The following is a 16,506-nucleotide window of genomic DNA, read 5'->3' on the forward strand; positions in this document are numbered from 1 at the left end:
TTAACCTGATATTAGTTTATACAAATAAATTCTACAGGCAAATAGAAAGGCTACCCGTTTACGCCTAGCTTAATGCGAAATCACTCAATATAAAATAATAATTTTACAGCAACCAAGATAAGAGATTCGTCACAAGCCCCTATTAAAGATAAATTTGTTAGAAGCACACAGGAATGGCCCCCTGTTTCCCCAGGCAATAGGATAAAGTTTAAGATGAAGCGATCCACCATCCCAAATATATTATTCCTGCTACCGGCGGATCAGCTCAGCCGCTACACAAGCCTGCTGCAGTCAGGAGCAATCGTCACAACAAATACGGGAATAGGCCTCCAGGATTTTCTCTCTGCCCTGCCCGGCTTCAGCCACAAAGACAACGAAAAAATAGACACCATCTTCCTTGATGGAGTGCCCGTTGATGATCTTGGAAAAAAATTTAACAGACCAGCACACACCCTTGCCCTTTCAGCAGTCATGCCCGGTCTTGCCGCCGCCATCTTTCGTCGTAACAGCATCCATTCTGCCCTGCGAAGCAGGATAGAGACAAGGGGAACGGAGGCGGCAGAGGGCATGAAGTGCACGGTGCGTCTGAAGCTCTTTAACACTATTGCCCGGGACTATGGTATCCTCCTCTTTAAGCAGGGCGTCTGCATGAACTCGGAGCCACTGCTCAAGACATTTTCCAGGCGTAAGATCCTGCTGGATAGAATAGAAGAGATTCAGTACGAGAACAGAGTTATAGATGCCACAGAGCTCATTGCCCTGCTTGGTAAAAATCCTCAAATCTTCCTCCGTATACAAGGCATATGATAGCTGAAACAAAGGACATGCTTGGCCGCAACAGGCTGACAGCTGTGGATCAGGCCCTACAAATATTTTTACAGCAACTTCCAACAGGAGTAATCGACACCGAAACTATTACCCTTGAGGAGGCCCTTGACCGGGTAGTTGCCGGGGATATTATCGCCCGGGAAAACCTGCCTGCCATGTCCCGCTCCTGTATGGATGGTTATGCCCTCTCGGCCAGGGACAGCTACGGTGCCAGCGAATCAATGCCAGCCTATCTTGAAATTCAGGGCGAGGTCCTGATGGGAGAGGTGCCAAATGGCAGGGTTAAACAGGGCTGTTGCTATAAAATTCCGACGGGAGGCATTCTGCCTACGGGTAGCAACAGCGTGGTTATGTTCGAACACACCATCCCCGTCGACGAGACCTTGGTTGAAATTGTCAAGGGCGTAGGCGAAGGTGGCAACATTTCCCGCCCCGGTGAAGACATCGCTGCAGGAGCATGCGCCATAACAGCCGGCACCCGCCTCCGCCCCCAAGATCTTGGCCTGCTGGCAGGACTCGGTTTTGCCGAGGTGGAGGTCTATCGCCGACCACGCATAGCCATTCTCTCCACAGGAGACGAAATTATCAGCCATGAGCAACCCCTGCTCCCCGGCAAGATACGCAATATAAACTCCATTGCTCTGGCCGCGCAGGTACGCCGTCTCCATGCCACGGTTCAGCACTACGGGATTATTCCTGATAACTACGACCTCTTCCTCGCTACCATGAGAGAGGCTGTGCAGGAAAATGATATTGTCCTCTTCTCCGGCGGCAGCTCCGTTGGAGTGCGCGATCTCGGTGAAAAAATCATAGAGACCCTGGGACCTCCGGGCATCCTTATCCATGGAACGGCCCTAAAACCGGGCAAGCCCATCATCCTCGGCATGAGCGAAACAACAGCAGTTGTTGGTCTCCCCGGACATCCTGTCTCCGCCATGACCTGTTTTGATCTCTTTATTGCCCCAGCCATAAAGCAGCTCGCAGGCCAGCGCCGACAGAGAGGGCAGCAAGAGGCATCGGTTCCAGCTATTCTAACCAGAAACATAAACTCTGCCCCAGGCCGCCGGGATGTTGTCCGGGTTCAACTGGAGCAGAAAGGGGATGAGGTCTACGCCTCACCCGTGCTGGGCAAGTCAGGTTCCATCTCTGTCCTGGCAAGGGCCGATGGATATTTTTTTATTGACGAGGCAAGCCAAGGTCATTCTGAAGGCGATAGAATTAAGGCATTTCTCTACCTCTAATAGCATCTTATAGAAGATAAGGCATAACCAATGGCTACAGCAAAACGAAAAAACGTTTACCTCGAAAACAAGCCACTTGCAGAGGCAAAAGAACTCTGGAGCAGGGCACTCACAGAGTGTGGCTTCAGTGGCAGGATTCACAGTGAAATTATTGCAGTCGACGATGCCCGGGGCCGGATCAGCGCGGGAGCTGTTTTCGCCCGCAGATCATCGCCCTCCTATAACGCCGCAGCCATGGACGGTATTGCCGTTCATTTTACCGACCTCTCCCAAGCAAGCGAAGCCGCTCCGACCACTCTGAGCCCGGAACAGTTTTCCCCGGTAAATACAGGCAATGCCATCAAAGAGAGCTACAACGCCGTGGTCATGATCGAGGATGTTCACCTCCGGACTGATGGCCAGGCAGAGGTAACTGCCCCTGCCACCCCTTGGCAACATATCCGCACTATTGGCGAAGACATTGTGGCAACGGAGCTGATCATACCGGAAGGTCAAGTCATCCGCCCCATTGACCTGGGGGCAATGTTGGCGGCAGGCGTCACAGAGATCGAGGTAATCCGCCCACCGCAAATAAAGATCATCCCCACGGGGACAGAACTCATTCAGCCCCATGAGAATCCACAAGCAGGTCAGATAATAGAGTTTAACACAAGAATACTCGGCGGCTACCTAGAGGAGTGGGGGGCGACAGTTCAGCGCAACCTGCCCGTCCAAGACGATCCGAAAAAGCTGAGAGAGGCCCTATTGGCAGCTATTGCCGAACACGATATGGTCATCATCAACGCCGGAGCCTCGGCGGGGACCAAGGATTTCACCTCCTCGGTAATCGCAGAGTTGGGCACCTTAATTGTCCATGGAGTAGCCATAAAACCGGGTAAACCGGTTATGTTGGGCATCATCAAGGGAACACCGGTCGTTGGTCTCCCCGGCTACCCTATCTCGGCCCTGCTTACCATGCGGGTCTTTGTCAGAGAGATGGTCGCAGCCTTCCTCAACCAGGCGACACCACAGCCTGACTATATTTATGCCACCATGTCCCGCCCCGTCCACTCCACCATGGGCGTTGATCAAATTGTCCGCATTACCTTGGGACGAGTGGGCGATAAGCTCATGGCAACACCCTCGGGCAAGGGGGCAGGGGCAGTTATGTCCTTTGCCAGGGCCGATGGCCTCCTCTCCCTGCCAACCGGCAGTGAGGGCGTCGGGGCAGGCGAACCGGTTCCCATTGAACTTTTACGACCACAGACAGAGGTGGACTCAACCCTGGTCTGCATTGGCAGTCATGACAACATCCTTGACCTAATGGCCAACCAGATCCACGCCACTGGTAATACAACCCGGATATCCTCGGCCCACGTGGGTTCCATGGGCGGAATAATGGCCATTCGCAGAGGAGAGTCCCACTTTGGTGGTTGCCACCTGCTTGATGAAGAGACAGGAGAGTACAACATTCCCTTTATTAAAAGATTCCTAAGAGATATCCCTCTAGAACTGATCAACCTCTGCTACCGACAGCAAGGACTGATGGTGGCCAAGGGAAATCCATATGGCATTACCTCTTTTCAGGATCTGGTGGATAAAAACCTCCTCTTTATTAATCGCCAAAATGGGGCAGGCACCCGACTCCTTACCGACAAGATCCTCCGGGAACAAAACATTTCCCCAGAAGATCTGAGTGGCTACGAACGCGAGGAGTACACCCATATGAGTGTAGCTGCAGCCGTAGCCAACGGCAGTGTCCAGGCAGGCATGGGCATCCGGGCAGCAGCCGAAGCCTTAGAATTAGATTTTATCTCCGTTGCCGAGGAGAGGTACGACCTCATCCTGCCAACGGCCTTTGCAAACGATCCTAAGATAATAACTTTGCTAGAAATGATTCGTGGCAGCGAGAAGTTTCATCATAGCATACTAGCCCTTGGGGGCTACAACCTGCGTGACTGCGGGCGAGTTTTTTATCGCCAATAGAGCAGTCGCGTCCACTCTGTACGCAGGCCAGCCCAACACTGGCAGGGTTCAGTTTTAACAAATACTTATGAGGAAATAACATGGCAGACAAAATTTTTCGCGTCAATATGGCCGATCTCAGCACCAAGATTGAAGATGTTCCCGAGGCCTGGATGGGACATGGTGGTCGTGGCCTTACTTCAACAATTGTGGCAGCCGAGGTAGTACCAACCTGTCACCCTCTGGGAGAGGACAATAAGATCGTTATTGCTCCGGGTCTTCTTTCCGGTACCACCGCCTCTAACTCAGGACGTATCTCCGTTGGCGCCAAAAGTCCCCTGACTGGCACCATCAAAGAGTCCAATTCGGGTGGAACCGCTGCTCAGTTCCTGGCTCGTTGTGGTTGTAAGGCGATCATCATCGAAGGCCTGCCAAAGGGCGACGCCTGGTATAATCTTGCCGTAAGCCCTGAGGGTATTACCATCGCTGAAGAGAGCGAAGTTCTCGGCATGGGCAATATGGCAGCAATCAAAATCATCAAGGCACGTACCGATGATAAAATTGCTCTGATGCTCACCGGTCCTGCAGGCGAGATGAAGATGTCCGCTGCCAATATTTCAATAACCGATCCCAGCAATGACATTCGCTCCTGTGGCCGTGGTGGCCTGGGTGCCGTTATGGGCTCCAAAAAAATCAAGTTTATCACCATTAAGCCAGGTAAGAACAAGGTAGAAATCGCCAATCCTGAGGCATTTAATGCGGCAAACAGAGTTTTCACCAAGGCCCTCTCCAGCCACCCTGTAAGCCAGGCCCTTGGCCAATACGGTACCAACGTACTGGTGAACCTGATCAACGAATCCGGCGGTATGCCCACCAAGAACTTCACCGCGGGCCAGTACGCAGATCACGAGGCAATTTCCGGTGAGACCATGCACGACACCATCGTTGAACGTGGTGGTAAGCCAAAACATAACTGTCATCCAGGTTGTGTTATTAACTGTTCTCAGCTCTACAACGATGCCGAGGGTAATAAACTTACCACCGGTTTTGAGTATGAAACCATCTGGGCCCTGGGCGCAGACTGTTCCATCAACAACCTTGATGTTATCGCCAAGGCTGATCAAATCATGGATGATATCGGGGTGGACAGTATCGAGGTACCGGTAGCTATCGCCGTTGCCATGGAAGCTGGTGTCCTTGAATTTGGTGATGCGGCTGAAGTTTTACGCATCCTCACCGAAGAAGTTGCTAAGGGAACTCCTCTTGGCCGCATCATCGGTAATGGTGCCGGTTCTGTAGGTAAGGCCTATGGTGTTACCCGTGTGCCTGTTGTGAAAAACCAGGCCATTCCTGCCTACGATCCCCGTGCCATTAAGGGTATTGGTATCACCTATGCGACCTCTACCCAGGGCGCAGATCACACCATGGGCTACACCATCGCCACCAATATCCTCGGGGTAGGTGGCTCATGTGATCCTCTCTCCAAAGAGGGTCAAATTGAACTCTCTCGCAACCTGCAGACGGCAACGGCCGCCATCGATTCCACCGGAATGTGTCTCTTTATCGCCTTTGCAGCCCTTGACGATGCAACCTGCCTTCCTGCCCTGATCGATCTCCTCAATGCCCGTTTTGGTATTTCTCTGGACGGCAATGATGTGGTTAACCTGGGACAGCATATCCTCAAAACCGAGAGGGCCTTCAACCAGGCCGCAGGTTTTACCAACAAGGACGACAGGCTTCCTGAGTTCTTTTACAAGGAGGCCCTGCCACCTCACAATGTAGTCTTTGATTTCACCGGTGAAGAGATTGACTCTTTCTGGGACTTCTAGAGATGAACATTACATTTACAGTAAAACTTTTTGCCTATTTTAGAGACAATCGCTTTTTAAAAAGAGAGTGTGAATATCCAGAAGGCATCTCTGTAGGTGATATTGTAGCAGGCCTTGATATCGACTTCGATGAGGTGGGTGTCCTTATGATAAATTCGCGTCACTGTGAATTTACAAGTCAACCTAAGGCGGGTGACAACCTAGCCATCTTCCCCAAGGTTGGTGGCGGTTGAGCACGACCTAGGCACCCGGATCCTACCAGACAGGCCTAACCCCCTTGGCAAAGCATCGCCCAGGGGGTTTTCTTGTTATTTTAAGAAAAACACATTATATTTTCCCCTACGGACTTTAATATCAACCTCTAGCAGCTATTGCCCATGTTCCCCGAAAAAATATTGCAGTCAACCCCACACAAGCCAGGCGTCTACCTGATGCTTGATGCCAAAGCCAGGGTGATATATGTGGGCAAGGCAAAGGATCTGGTCAAGCGACTCACCTCCTATACGCGCCATAGCAGCTCGGAACATAACAAGACCACCGTTATGCTGAAGAAGGTGGAGCAGGTGAAGACCATCATCACCACCACCGAAAAAGAGGCCCTGATCCTTGAGGCATCGCTGATAAAAAAGCATAAACCCCGCTACAACATCATCCTCCGCGACGACAAAAACTATCCATATATTGCCGTAACAGTGGGTGAAGAATGGCCACGGGTAATGATGGTAAGACGTAAACGCAGAGACAACTCCCGCTACTTTGGCCCCTACTCCTCGGCAACGGCCATGTGGGCGACTCTCAAGCTAATTGCCTCCCTCTTCCCCCTACGCAACTGTCGGGGAGAAAAATTACGACCAAGAACGCGTCCATGCCTGAACCGGCAGATAGGTAAATGCCTTGCCCCCTGTACCGGCAATGTCAGTCGAAAAATATATATGGAGAATGTGGACAAAATCCTCCTCCTCCTTCAGGGCAAGAGCCGCGATCTGCTGGCAGAGCTGAAAAGGCAGATGCTCCAGGCCTCGGAAAGGCTCAACTTTGAACAGGCAGGACAGTTCCGAGATCAAATCAGGGCCCTGAAAACCACCCTGGAAAAACAACTCGTGGCCGCAGGCCATGGCAAAAATCAAGATGTCTTTGGCTATGTCCGTTCCGGGACAACGGTTGCCGTCAATATACTCTTTGTCCGTGATGGCCTAGTCAGCGGCTCCCGCTCCTTTTTCATCGAAGACTATTTCGGCCTCGACAGCCAAGTGCTGAGCCAAACCATCAGTCAATACTATGACCGTGAAACGCCCCCACCAAAGGAAATACTGCTCCCGTTTTCTCCAGAAAACTTTGAACTGCTCAGCGAATACCTAGCCGATTTCACAACACATATCCTACAGATAAAAATCCCCCAGCGGGGAGATAGTACCATCCTGGTGGAGATGGCAAACACCAACGCCCGACAGCTCTTTGCAGAGAAGGAGAAAAAGGAGAGGTCTTGGCAGAGTCTTGGCAAAAGTATAAAGGAGAAGTTACAGCTTAGCCGGACACCGGAAACCATTGAGTGCCTCGACATCTCCAATATCAGCGGGCAGCACGCCATCGGCTCTCTGGTCTGTTTTTCCGGGGGAGAGGCAAACAAAAGCCGTTTTCGTCACTACAAGATCCGAACCATAGAGGGGCCAGATGACTATGGGATGATGCGCGAGGTGATGGAGCGGAGATTTAAACGTGGTATAAAAGAGGGCAACCTACCCAATCTCTTTGTGGTTGATGGTGGGAAGGGCCAACTGGGAATGGCCATGGCCGTGGCGAGAGAACTTGGCATCACCAACGAACTTGATTGGATTGGTATTGCCAAAGAGCGCCATGAAGAGGGTGAGAAGCTCTATAAGCCAGGCAGAAAAAACCCCATCCTCCTGCCGGCGCATAGCCCCGTCCTCCTCTATCTTATGCGTATTCGGGACGAATCACATCGCTACGGAATCACCTTTCACCGCAAACTCCGCAACAGGGCAACGCTCTCTTCAGAGCTTGATGAGATAGAGGGCATTGGTGATAATCGCAAGAAACTCCTTCTAAAGAAGATAGGAAGCCTGAAAAAAATCAAAGAGGCCAGCCTTCAGAAACTGCAAGAGGTCGAGGGAATAGGACCACTCCTGGCTAAAAAAATATATACCTCCCTACAAAGGGATAAAAACAAGTCTTAGAAACACACCTCCAAAAGAAGATCAGCTCTGAGGGGAAAACTGATTACCAGCGTCGATAATGTTTCAAGCTCAAAAGCAGAGGACACGGAACCCATTAGCCCAAGAGCTGACCAGACAAACCTCCTCACCCTCAAAGCCACCATAAAATCGGTCCGGGAAGTAGGAAAGGGTTTTGCCATGGTGTCCAACAAGATCAAAGAACTGGCAAGGCAATCACAGAATCCACTCTGGAGATCATTTTACGGGTGACAAGCGTGCAAAAATCAAGTTTTCTTACTATTGAAAATATTAACAATATAATCAGTACTATCACCGAGGGAAACAACCGGGTAGGGAGCATCACCGTTTCGGCACAAGATCTGGATCTCGTCCGCATGGAGGGGAGATCACCCGGCAATGCCGGAAGTAAATGAGGCGACTCAGGAACAAGAAAATATTGCCCTAGGTCTTAATAAAATGAGTTATCGATTCAAACTTGGTGAGTAGAATGAGCAAGGCAAATGATCTTTGGGAAGAGTTAGGTGAACTGAGCGATGAAGACGCAGGACATGTACTGATGCGACTCTTTACCGCCTATGAGCAGGAACATGAGTTAGAGCAGAATCCAACAGGCTGTACAGACTTCTTCAAAAAGCTCAGTTCAGCAATCAACCAAACAACTAACTGTAACCTCAATAGAAGATAATTTTATCCGAGCAGAGCATGCCACCGTCCACATCCTGGCCTGTCTCATCATGCTCTGCCTATACCAGAGGGAGAAACTTGAAAAATCAGCTTTTTTTTCAGGCTGACCTAATATATATTGATATTAAAGAAAAAAAATCTTATGAATTTCTTTACAGAAATAGATCAAGCCCTGCCTCTAGAAGCAAACGGGCCCCCAAAGAATATCTCTTTGATTTTTTTACCAAATATTCAACTTACTCCTGCCCTGAAACCTCAGAACAGGATTAATTTACAGCCATTTTATAAAAACAGAGGAAAAGTATAGTGCCACAGCAAGAACTCGAAAAAAAACTCAGTACTATTGATGAAGCCCAACCATGTGTTGTTGCCATTCATGATTCCGAAGGCAATGCCATCAGATATGACTGTACCTTTGCCCAGAGAGAGGCACATAACTTTGCCCTGGTTTTACCCTTTGGGGTAAGCTTGAATATGCACAATATAAAAAAGACCTGTTCTTTTTGTACCCCTCCGACCCCAGGGCAAGCAACGGTATCCTGCAAGGCCCAGATTAATGAAAAAATTGCCGACACCATTGAACTGACAGCGCTTGAAGATATCGACCCGGCAACCCTTCGCCAATTTTTTCGGGTCAACCTCCGAGTACCCGTGACAGTCTCCTATTGTCCTGACACAAGTAATGAGGAAACGCATTGGTTCCAGGCTGGAGATAGCATCGATATTTCCAGGACAGGGATACTCTGCATACTTCCACAGGAGGCGGCCAATCTCAAAGAACTACAAGTAGATCTTGCCCTGACAGACCCCAAGACAAACACAAACTGCACAGGTCATATAATTCGAATTAAACGCCTTACCAAGTCACGTTGGCTAACAGCAATCCACTTTGACCAGATAAACCCTGCCGCAGCAGACAACATCACGGCAAACTGCCTCCAGGAACAACGTCGCCAGATACGAGACAATATTCAAACCACATGATTTCAACTTATTAGACCATCACCATGGATATACTTTCCCCATCCCAACCAATCCCTCCCCTAGGGGAAAAATCTACCCAGCCCCAACAAAAAATGGGCCTAAATACCCCTTCGGAGCTGGAAGGCAAGGTGTTGGCAAATAGAGGCAATGGTGTCTTTTTTGGTTCAAGTAGCTGGAGAAAAGATTGAAATCCACTCTCAAACGCCACTCGAGCTTGGGCAGAAGATTCGGCTGACGATACAGCAAATTTCTCAGGAGACGCAGATCCAGCCAGACAAAAGCGATAAGGCCCCCCTCATCTCTAAGCTTCTCCAAACCATAGGGGCAAAAACACCTCTGATGGCCCAGCCGGTGAGCCTCGCTCAACTCTCCCTGCTCATGGCAAACAGCGAAAAGGCCCTTTCCGCCACCAGCCTCCACTCCCTTTCCAGCTTTTTTAGCGGACAACAGATACTGTTAGAGGGGGGAGGCGGAGAGCTACTCAAAGAGTTACTGAACCAACTAGGCCTCTCCCACGAAAGATCCCTGCTGCAGGGTAGGCCTGATGAGGTAAAGGGCCAAATCAAAAACTCCCTTTTTGAGATACTTGGCAAACTCCCCTCCTCCAGCCCCCTCCATCAAGAAGCTCATAAAATTTCCAGTATAATAGACTCATTCCAACTGATTAATATCAGTCAAAGTGAGCAAGGTAATTTCATCCTGCCCCTGCCCTTTGACTTTCTCAATCTCGGATTTCTCCTTATTCACAGCGACAGAGACCGGCATAGGCAGGAGGAGAGAAGAGAACAGGATAACATCTACTTTTCTCTCTATCTCCAAGTGAGCGCCCTGGGTAACCTACAGATTGACCTGGCTGGCGGCAAGGAGGGAGTGACCATCCACATCCATACAGACTCAGAGGAAAAAAGTGCCTTTTTAAAAGAACATCTCCCCATGCTCCAGGAAAAGCTCTCTGCCCTCTTTCCCCTCTGCACTATTGGCCTCAGCCATGATGCCAAGGATCCCATTGCCGAATTACTCTCCAGGGGTACCGGCCCCGAGCAAAGCATCATCAATCAAAAGGTATAAGCCGTGCAAAAAAAAGCAGTCGCCCTACGCTATCACCAGGAAGAGGACAGGGCCCCACGGGTTGTGGCTTCGGGTAAGGGTATCGTAGCCGAAAATATCATAGAGACCGGAGAGGCCGCAGGCGTTTATATCCAAGAGGACCGGGATATGGTGGAGTTACTTGCTCAAATTGAGCTCAACCAGGAAATCCCCATGGAGCTGTACGGCGCCGTCAGTGAAATTTTAAGTTTTGTCTATAAGGTAAACGGAAAATATGAAAAATAATCCCCCCTCCACCATAGCGATAGAAAAATGCTTGTAAGCTTCTTGATTTAAAGTAGAATTTCTGTCAAAACCATCTGTTCTCATCGCCACATTTTCCACTCAAGAGAGCAGAAGAAGATGAACCTGATGGTGTAAAGACAAGGGCATCGAAAAAAGGAAATGCATGTTTATCATATCATTGACCTACAAGGTTGAACTGGAAGAGGTGGACAAACACCTTGACGCCCATATTGCCTATTTGAAAGATGCATATGCCAATGGAAATTTTATTGCATCGGGCCGAAAGGTTCCAAGAACAGGCGGTATCATCTTCTCCAAGGTTAAAAACCGGGATCAGCTTGAAACTATTCTGAAAAAAGACCCATTTAATCAAGCCGGTATTGCGAAATACGATATCACCGAGTTCATTCCGGGCATGGTGGCCGATGGCTTTGAAACATTAAAAGAGGTATAAGTAGCTCTTCAGCGGGGTGGAGTAACCCCGCCACTGGGCCATTCGGATTCAACTTTCAGCCATCCTCAACCTATCCAACCACCTCCTCACGGCACCGCCGTCTGAAGCCAGCCCCTGCCCAGGGACAATCAATTTATTCTATCAGGAAAAAAGGCTAAAAAAAATCCCCTGTTTCATCAACAGGGGATTTTTGCGTAGAAGCAGATGTGGGGAAAATCTGGATAAATCAGTTACGTTTCTTACCCAGATAGGCCTCCTGAACCTTAGGAGAGGCAAGGAGCTCTGCCGAGGTACCCGAAAAGACGATCTTGCCCACCTCAAGGATATAACCTCGATTAGCAAGTCGCAAAGCCGCCTTGGCGTTTTGTTCAACGAGCAGCACAGTCACCCCACTCTCGGCGATCTTTTTGATCTGGGCAAAGATAGCCTTTACCAGAATCGGGGCAATCCCCAAACTTGGCTCATCAAGGAGAAGCATGGACGGCTTTGACATAAGCGCCCTGCCAATGGCAAGCATCTGCTGTTCTCCACCCGAAAGGGTTCCGGCAAGCTGGCTACGACGCTCCTCCAGGCGAGGAAAGAGATTATAAACCCAACCAAGTATCTCCGGGTCCATCTTCTTCTTGCTATAGGCACCAAGGAGAAGATTCTCTTCTACGGTAAGGATACCAAAGACCCGACGACCCTCCGGGGAATGGCTCATCCCCAGAGAAACAATCTTATGGGCAGGAAGCTGGGTCAGCTCTACCCCATCAAAGATGATAGAACCAGACTTTGCCCGAAGAAGTTGGGTAATGGTACGCATGGTGGTGGTTTTGCCCGCACCATTTGAACCGAGGATGGTAACAATCTCACCCCGGTGTACCTGCAAGGAAATTCCCTTAATCGCCGCGATGTTACCGTAGGAAACCTCAAGGTCGGTAATATTAAGTAATGCCTCATTAGAAATCATCGTCGTCACTCCCAAGATATGCCTCAATTACGGCAGGATCAGCCTGAACAATGTCTGGCGTTCCCTCAGCAATCTTTTTCCCGAAATTTATAACGGTCAGATATTCCGTTACCTCCATTACCAAATCCATATCATGCTCAATAAGAAGAATAGTCACCCCACGTTGACGAATACGATAGATGGTATCAATCAACTCCTGAGTTTCATTCTCATTAAGCCCTGCTGCAGGTTCATCAAGAATCAAAAGCGACGGCTCCGTAGCCAACGCCCGCGCCATCTCTACCCGACGCTGAATACCATAGGCAAGAGCACCAACGGGTTTCACCGCATAGGCCTCTAGATCAAAAAAGTGGAGTAACTCAGCGACAACATCCCAATTACTCTCCTCGTCGGCACGAGAAGAGGGGGTAGGAAAAATTCCATTCCACCACCCCTGCTTGCTCTTGATATGACGGCCGCTCATGATATTTTCGGCAACACTCATCTGTTCAAAGAGACGGATAGTTTGAAAAGTGCGAACAATACCACGCTCGGCCACCTTATGGGGTGGAAGCCGAGTAATATCCTCTCCATTCCAATGGATAGATCCCTCTTCACAGGGATGAATGCCTGTAATACAGTTAAAAACGGTGGTCTTCCCTGCACCATTGGGACCAATTATGCCATAGATTTGACCTGCCTTGACAGTAAAGCTTAAATCATCAACAGCGGTTAAGCCCCCAAACCTCTTGGTCACATTTGTCAAAATCAGATTACTCGATGTCATAACTTCCTTCCTTTATCAGTCTCTTAGGAATTTTACCAAATTTTGCAGGACATATTCCCCTCGGTCGTATTATCATCGTAACAATCATAGCAAGACCAAAGATAAAATAACGCCAGGTGGCAAAATCCCGAAAAATCTCTGGGAGGACAAACATAACAAAGACGCCCAGAAGAATGCCGGGAATTGAAGAGCCACCCACAATGACAATACTGAAAAAGAGAACCGATTGAAGAAAATTAAAGGCCTCCGGACTCACAGCAGAGTATTGATTGGCATAAAAGGTCCCTGCCATACCGGCAATCCCTGCCCCTACGGCAAAGGCAAATATCTTATAGACTCTGGTATTTATCCCCACACAGCTTGCGGCAAGTTCATCCTCACGCAGATAGTGCAGAGCACGTCCCGCCTTACTCTTTGCAAGGTTATACATTAAAAGAAAGGTAAGAAAGAGGGCTATAAGAGCCGCATAAAAGGCACCTAGCTGTGGCGAGTCCATAAACCCCGGCAGATTGATCATATCAAGACCAAAAATACCATTGGGCCCACCTGTTACGCCGCCAAGATCATTTTGCACAACCTGAATAAAAACAATATTAAAGCCAATGGATGCCACCAACAGGTAATCGCCACGAAGATGAACAATGGGACCGGCAAGAATCACCCCAAAAATTGCTGGAATGATGATGGCAGCAGGTACAGTCGCCAACATGGGCCAACCAAAATGAGCGTTTAAAATTGCACTAATATAGGCGCCCATACCAAAGAAAAGTGCCTGGCCCATATTAAACATCCCGGCCTTGCCCAGGATAATATCCATACTCAAGGCTACGATGGAAAAAACGACAAAGGTCGTTGCCACAGCCAACCAACGAGAATCAAGCAGCGCCGGCAGACTCAGCATCAGCAAAAAAAACAGGGGATAGCCAAACTGCTCTATTTTTTTCATCATACTTTTTCCGCCACTCTTTCTCCCAATATTCCGGTTGGTCGTACAATCAGAATCACAATCAGGAGGGTAAAGGTAAATGCATCGGCCCAGGTACTTGAAACATAACCTGCTATAAATGCATTGAAGAGACCAAGGAGCATACCACCAAGCATAGCGCCCGGAATATTGCCAATACCACCTATAATAGCTGCCACAAAGGCATTTAAGCCGTACTGCCAGCCCATATCAAAGGTAATTCCCTTGTAATACATACCTATAAACAGACCGCCAACGGCACCCAGTGAACTACCAATAACAAAGATTGTAACAATGATGTTATTAACATTAATTCCCATGAGTCTGGCTGCATCCTGATCTATGGCACTTGCCCGAATTGCCGTACCCATCTTAGTTTTCTCAATAAACAGATAGAGGGCTATCATCAAAAAGAGAGAGAGAACCATGATAATTACCTGGATAAGACTGATCACAACTCCGCCCAACTCCCAATATATCTGAGGAATGAGATCTGGAAATATCTTCATTTGTGGACCCCAAAGAAGCATAATTCCGTTTTGAATGACCATCGATGCCCCAAGGGCGGAGACAACAGCCGAGAGCCGAGGCGCCGTTCTAAGAGGCCGATAGGCAACCCTTTCCAAAAGGACACCGCAAATGGCAACAATAACTGCGGTAACGGCAAAAACAGCTACAGCCGTCAGGATAGAGCCATTTTCGCCAAAGAGCTCTGTAAAAACAAAAAGGCCAACAAAGGCGGAGGCAGCAACCAGATCACCGTGAGCAAAGTTAATCAACTTCATGACGCCGTAGACCATTGTATAGCCAAGAGCAATCATGGCAAACATTGAACCAATGGTCAAACCGTTGACGAGTTGTTGTAGAAAAATATCCATATAAACCCGATAAAAAAATAAGAAAGAACGGGAAACATTCCCGGCTTTCTTGAGATAAAAGGACAAAAAAGGCTGGCACAAGCCTTAATGTCGGAAAAATGGGGGGTGGCCTGCCCTATTTACAGGACAGACCTAACAGCTCACCAGTTTTATTTGTGAACTATTGAATAGGTACCATCCGCCTGAATCTGGTAGGTCATATAACCACTTCCCACCCTATTACCATCTTGGGCAAAAGAGATAGGACCTGTAATTCCAGGATAATCCCTTAAGGTGTGAAGAAAATCTGCCGCCTTTTTAGTATCAAAATCGCCATTGGACTCCATAGCGTGAATAAAGGCGCGCATACCATCAACGTTGAGCAGGGTCCAAATTGATGGTGGCATGGTGCCATACTTTGTCTGATAGTCCTTGAGGAAATCCTTGGCCAAATCATATGGAAGAAGATCTGGAGTGGGGACATTAATGATATAGGCACCGGCAGCTGCCCTTCCTGCAAGTTTAGCAAAGTCAGGATTATCATTGGCATCACCACCAACAAAGTCTGTCTTCATGGCCAGGGCTATCATCTGGGCACGGATCAAACCGCCATCGGAATAGTAACCTGCATAAAAGATAACATCCGGACGTTTTGATTTTAACTGGGTAAGAACAGGTGTAAAATTTTGTCCTCCGGCCTTTACCTTTTCCCGGGCAACAATATTACCACCGGCCTCTTCTATGGCCTTCTCCACTGCATTGCCAAGTCCTACAGCATAGCTGGAAAAGTCAGAGAGGATGGCTATCCGCTTATATTTTTTTACGTTTACAAAGTAATCAGCGGTAAAGGTTGCCTCGGCACTGTTGGGAAAGGAGTTTCTGAAAAAGGTCCAATAGCCGTGGCTGGTCAAGCTGTCACTGGTACCATCACTGGTTTGCAGAACTCCCGCCCGATAATAGGTTGCCTGAGCTGCCTCGGCGCATGTCGAGGTGTAGGAGCCAATGATCATCTTGGCACCCTTATTAACAAGATCTTTGGCACAGATAGCCGCCTTCATGGCAGTGCCCTCGTCATCACAGGTAATTACCTCTATCTGCCTACCCATGACGCCGCCCTTGGCATTGATCTGCTCTGCAAGCAAACGGGCTGCATTATCAATCCCCTGGCCTTCATTTGCATAACTACCGGTAATCGGGGCCTGCACACCCACCGTCAGCACATCTTTTGCATAGCTGGTGGTGGCCATAAGGGATAAACTTAGCAGCGACACCGCCAAGGCTTTCTTCTTCAACATTGTATTTCTCCAAATCGAATAGTTGTTCTTTTACCCATGGGAAAAGATTTCGTTAAAAGCAACTCTTCTCCCCCAGGTCATGTAGACAACAAACACGTCTACACTTTTCTATAAACATTTCAATGCGAAAAGCCACACTGAACACAGATCTGGCCACTCAAAAAATGACCGATCGTTTTAA

General features: G+C 48.8%; 18 protein-coding genes. 13 read left to right on the forward strand and 5 right to left on the reverse strand.

The annotated features are described in order from the left end of the window. Positions 1-213: 213 nt before the first annotated feature. The 13 genes from DP_RS12520 to DP_RS12575 all read left to right on the forward strand — a co-directional run bounded on the left by DP_RS12520 (position 214) and on the right by DP_RS12575 (position 11,491). A complete protein-coding gene (locus tag DP_RS12520; RefSeq protein WP_011189714.1) occupies positions 214-807 on the forward strand; it encodes a hypothetical protein in 594 nt (197 codons plus the stop codon). Continuing rightward, positions 804-2,069 (forward strand): molybdopterin molybdotransferase MoeA, encoded by a 1,266-nt coding sequence (locus DP_RS12525; protein WP_011189715.1) that lies wholly within the window; start codon positions 804-806, stop codon positions 2,067-2,069. Before DP_RS12520 ends, DP_RS12525 begins: the two co-directional genes overlap by 4 nt. A gap of 30 nt (positions 2,070-2,099) precedes the next feature. Then, positions 2,100-4,034, forward strand: coding sequence for a molybdopterin biosynthesis protein (locus tag DP_RS12530; protein WP_011189716.1), 1,935 nt, complete (start codon positions 2,100-2,102; stop codon positions 4,032-4,034). Positions 4,035-4,114: 80 nt separating this feature from the next. After that, positions 4,115-5,842 (forward strand): aldehyde ferredoxin oxidoreductase family protein, encoded by a 1,728-nt coding sequence (locus DP_RS12535; RefSeq protein WP_011189717.1) that lies wholly within the window; start codon positions 4,115-4,117, stop codon positions 5,840-5,842. Positions 5,843-5,844: 2 nt separating this feature from the next. Beyond that, positions 5,845-6,075 carry a MoaD/ThiS family protein gene (locus DP_RS12540; protein ID WP_011189718.1) on the forward strand — a complete coding sequence of 77 codons (231 nt, stop codon included), beginning with the start codon at positions 5,845-5,847 and terminating at the stop codon, positions 6,073-6,075. A gap of 144 nt (positions 6,076-6,219) precedes the next feature. Next, entirely contained in the window at positions 6,220-8,037 is a 1,818-nt protein-coding gene (gene uvrC / locus DP_RS12545; protein ID WP_041277989.1) for an excinuclease ABC subunit UvrC, read from the forward strand. A gap of 42 nt (positions 8,038-8,079) precedes the next feature. After that, the gene (locus tag DP_RS19285; protein WP_407637903.1) at positions 8,080-8,286 is read left to right on the forward strand and encodes a methyl-accepting chemotaxis protein; all 207 of its coding nucleotides are present in this window, start codon (positions 8,080-8,082) and stop codon (positions 8,284-8,286) included. A gap of 5 nt (positions 8,287-8,291) precedes the next feature. Further along, on the forward strand, positions 8,292-8,450 hold the full coding sequence (locus tag DP_RS18045) for a hypothetical protein (protein WP_156792300.1): 159 nt from the start codon (positions 8,292-8,294) through the stop codon (positions 8,448-8,450). Between the two features lie 74 nt (positions 8,451-8,524). Next, entirely contained in the window at positions 8,525-8,722 is a 198-nt protein-coding gene (locus tag DP_RS12550) for a hypothetical protein (RefSeq protein WP_041277990.1), read from the forward strand. Positions 8,723-9,027: 305 nt separating this feature from the next. Then, positions 9,028-9,705, forward strand: a complete 678-nt coding sequence (locus DP_RS12560) for a PilZ domain-containing protein (protein ID WP_011189723.1) — start codon at positions 9,028-9,030, stop codon at positions 9,703-9,705. A gap of 147 nt (positions 9,706-9,852) precedes the next feature. After that, positions 9,853-10,773, forward strand: coding sequence for a flagellar hook-length control protein FliK (locus DP_RS12565; protein WP_011189724.1), 921 nt, complete (start codon positions 9,853-9,855; stop codon positions 10,771-10,773). A gap of 3 nt (positions 10,774-10,776) precedes the next feature. Then, complete coding sequence (locus tag DP_RS12570) at positions 10,777-11,037, forward strand: EscU/YscU/HrcU family type III secretion system export apparatus switch protein (protein ID WP_011189725.1); 261 nt, start codon at positions 10,777-10,779, stop codon at positions 11,035-11,037. A gap of 163 nt (positions 11,038-11,200) precedes the next feature. Next, complete coding sequence (locus DP_RS12575; protein ID WP_011189726.1) at positions 11,201-11,491, forward strand: YciI family protein; 291 nt, start codon at positions 11,201-11,203, stop codon at positions 11,489-11,491. A gap of 226 nt (positions 11,492-11,717) precedes the next feature. Here DP_RS12575 and DP_RS12580 read toward each other — a convergent pair whose 3' ends face one another. The 5 genes from DP_RS12580 to DP_RS12600 form a co-directional block, all read right to left on the reverse strand. After that, positions 11,718-12,443, reverse strand: a complete 726-nt coding sequence (locus DP_RS12580; protein ID WP_041277992.1) for an ABC transporter ATP-binding protein — start codon at positions 12,441-12,443, stop codon at positions 11,718-11,720. Then, on the reverse strand, positions 12,433-13,209 hold the full coding sequence (locus DP_RS12585) for an ABC transporter ATP-binding protein (protein ID WP_011189728.1): 777 nt from the start codon (positions 13,207-13,209) through the stop codon (positions 12,433-12,435). The genes DP_RS12580 and DP_RS12585 overlap by 11 nt, the downstream gene beginning before the upstream one ends. Further along, positions 13,196-14,158, reverse strand: a complete 963-nt coding sequence (locus tag DP_RS12590; RefSeq protein WP_011189729.1) for a branched-chain amino acid ABC transporter permease — start codon at positions 14,156-14,158, stop codon at positions 13,196-13,198. The genes DP_RS12585 and DP_RS12590 overlap by 14 nt, the downstream gene beginning before the upstream one ends. Beyond that, on the reverse strand, positions 14,155-15,051 hold the full coding sequence (locus DP_RS12595) for a branched-chain amino acid ABC transporter permease (protein WP_011189730.1): 897 nt from the start codon (positions 15,049-15,051) through the stop codon (positions 14,155-14,157). The genes DP_RS12590 and DP_RS12595 overlap by 4 nt, the downstream gene beginning before the upstream one ends. 149 nt (positions 15,052-15,200) lie before the next feature. Continuing rightward, the gene (locus tag DP_RS12600) at positions 15,201-16,325 is read right to left on the reverse strand and encodes a branched-chain amino acid ABC transporter substrate-binding protein (protein ID WP_011189731.1); all 1,125 of its coding nucleotides are present in this window, start codon (positions 16,323-16,325) and stop codon (positions 15,201-15,203) included. Positions 16,326-16,506: the final 181 nt, after the last annotated feature.

It is taken from the genome of Desulfotalea psychrophila LSv54, from assembly GCF_000025945.1.
GTDB classification, from domain to species: Bacteria; Desulfobacterota; Desulfobulbia; order Desulfobulbales; family Desulfocapsaceae; genus Desulfotalea; species Desulfotalea psychrophila.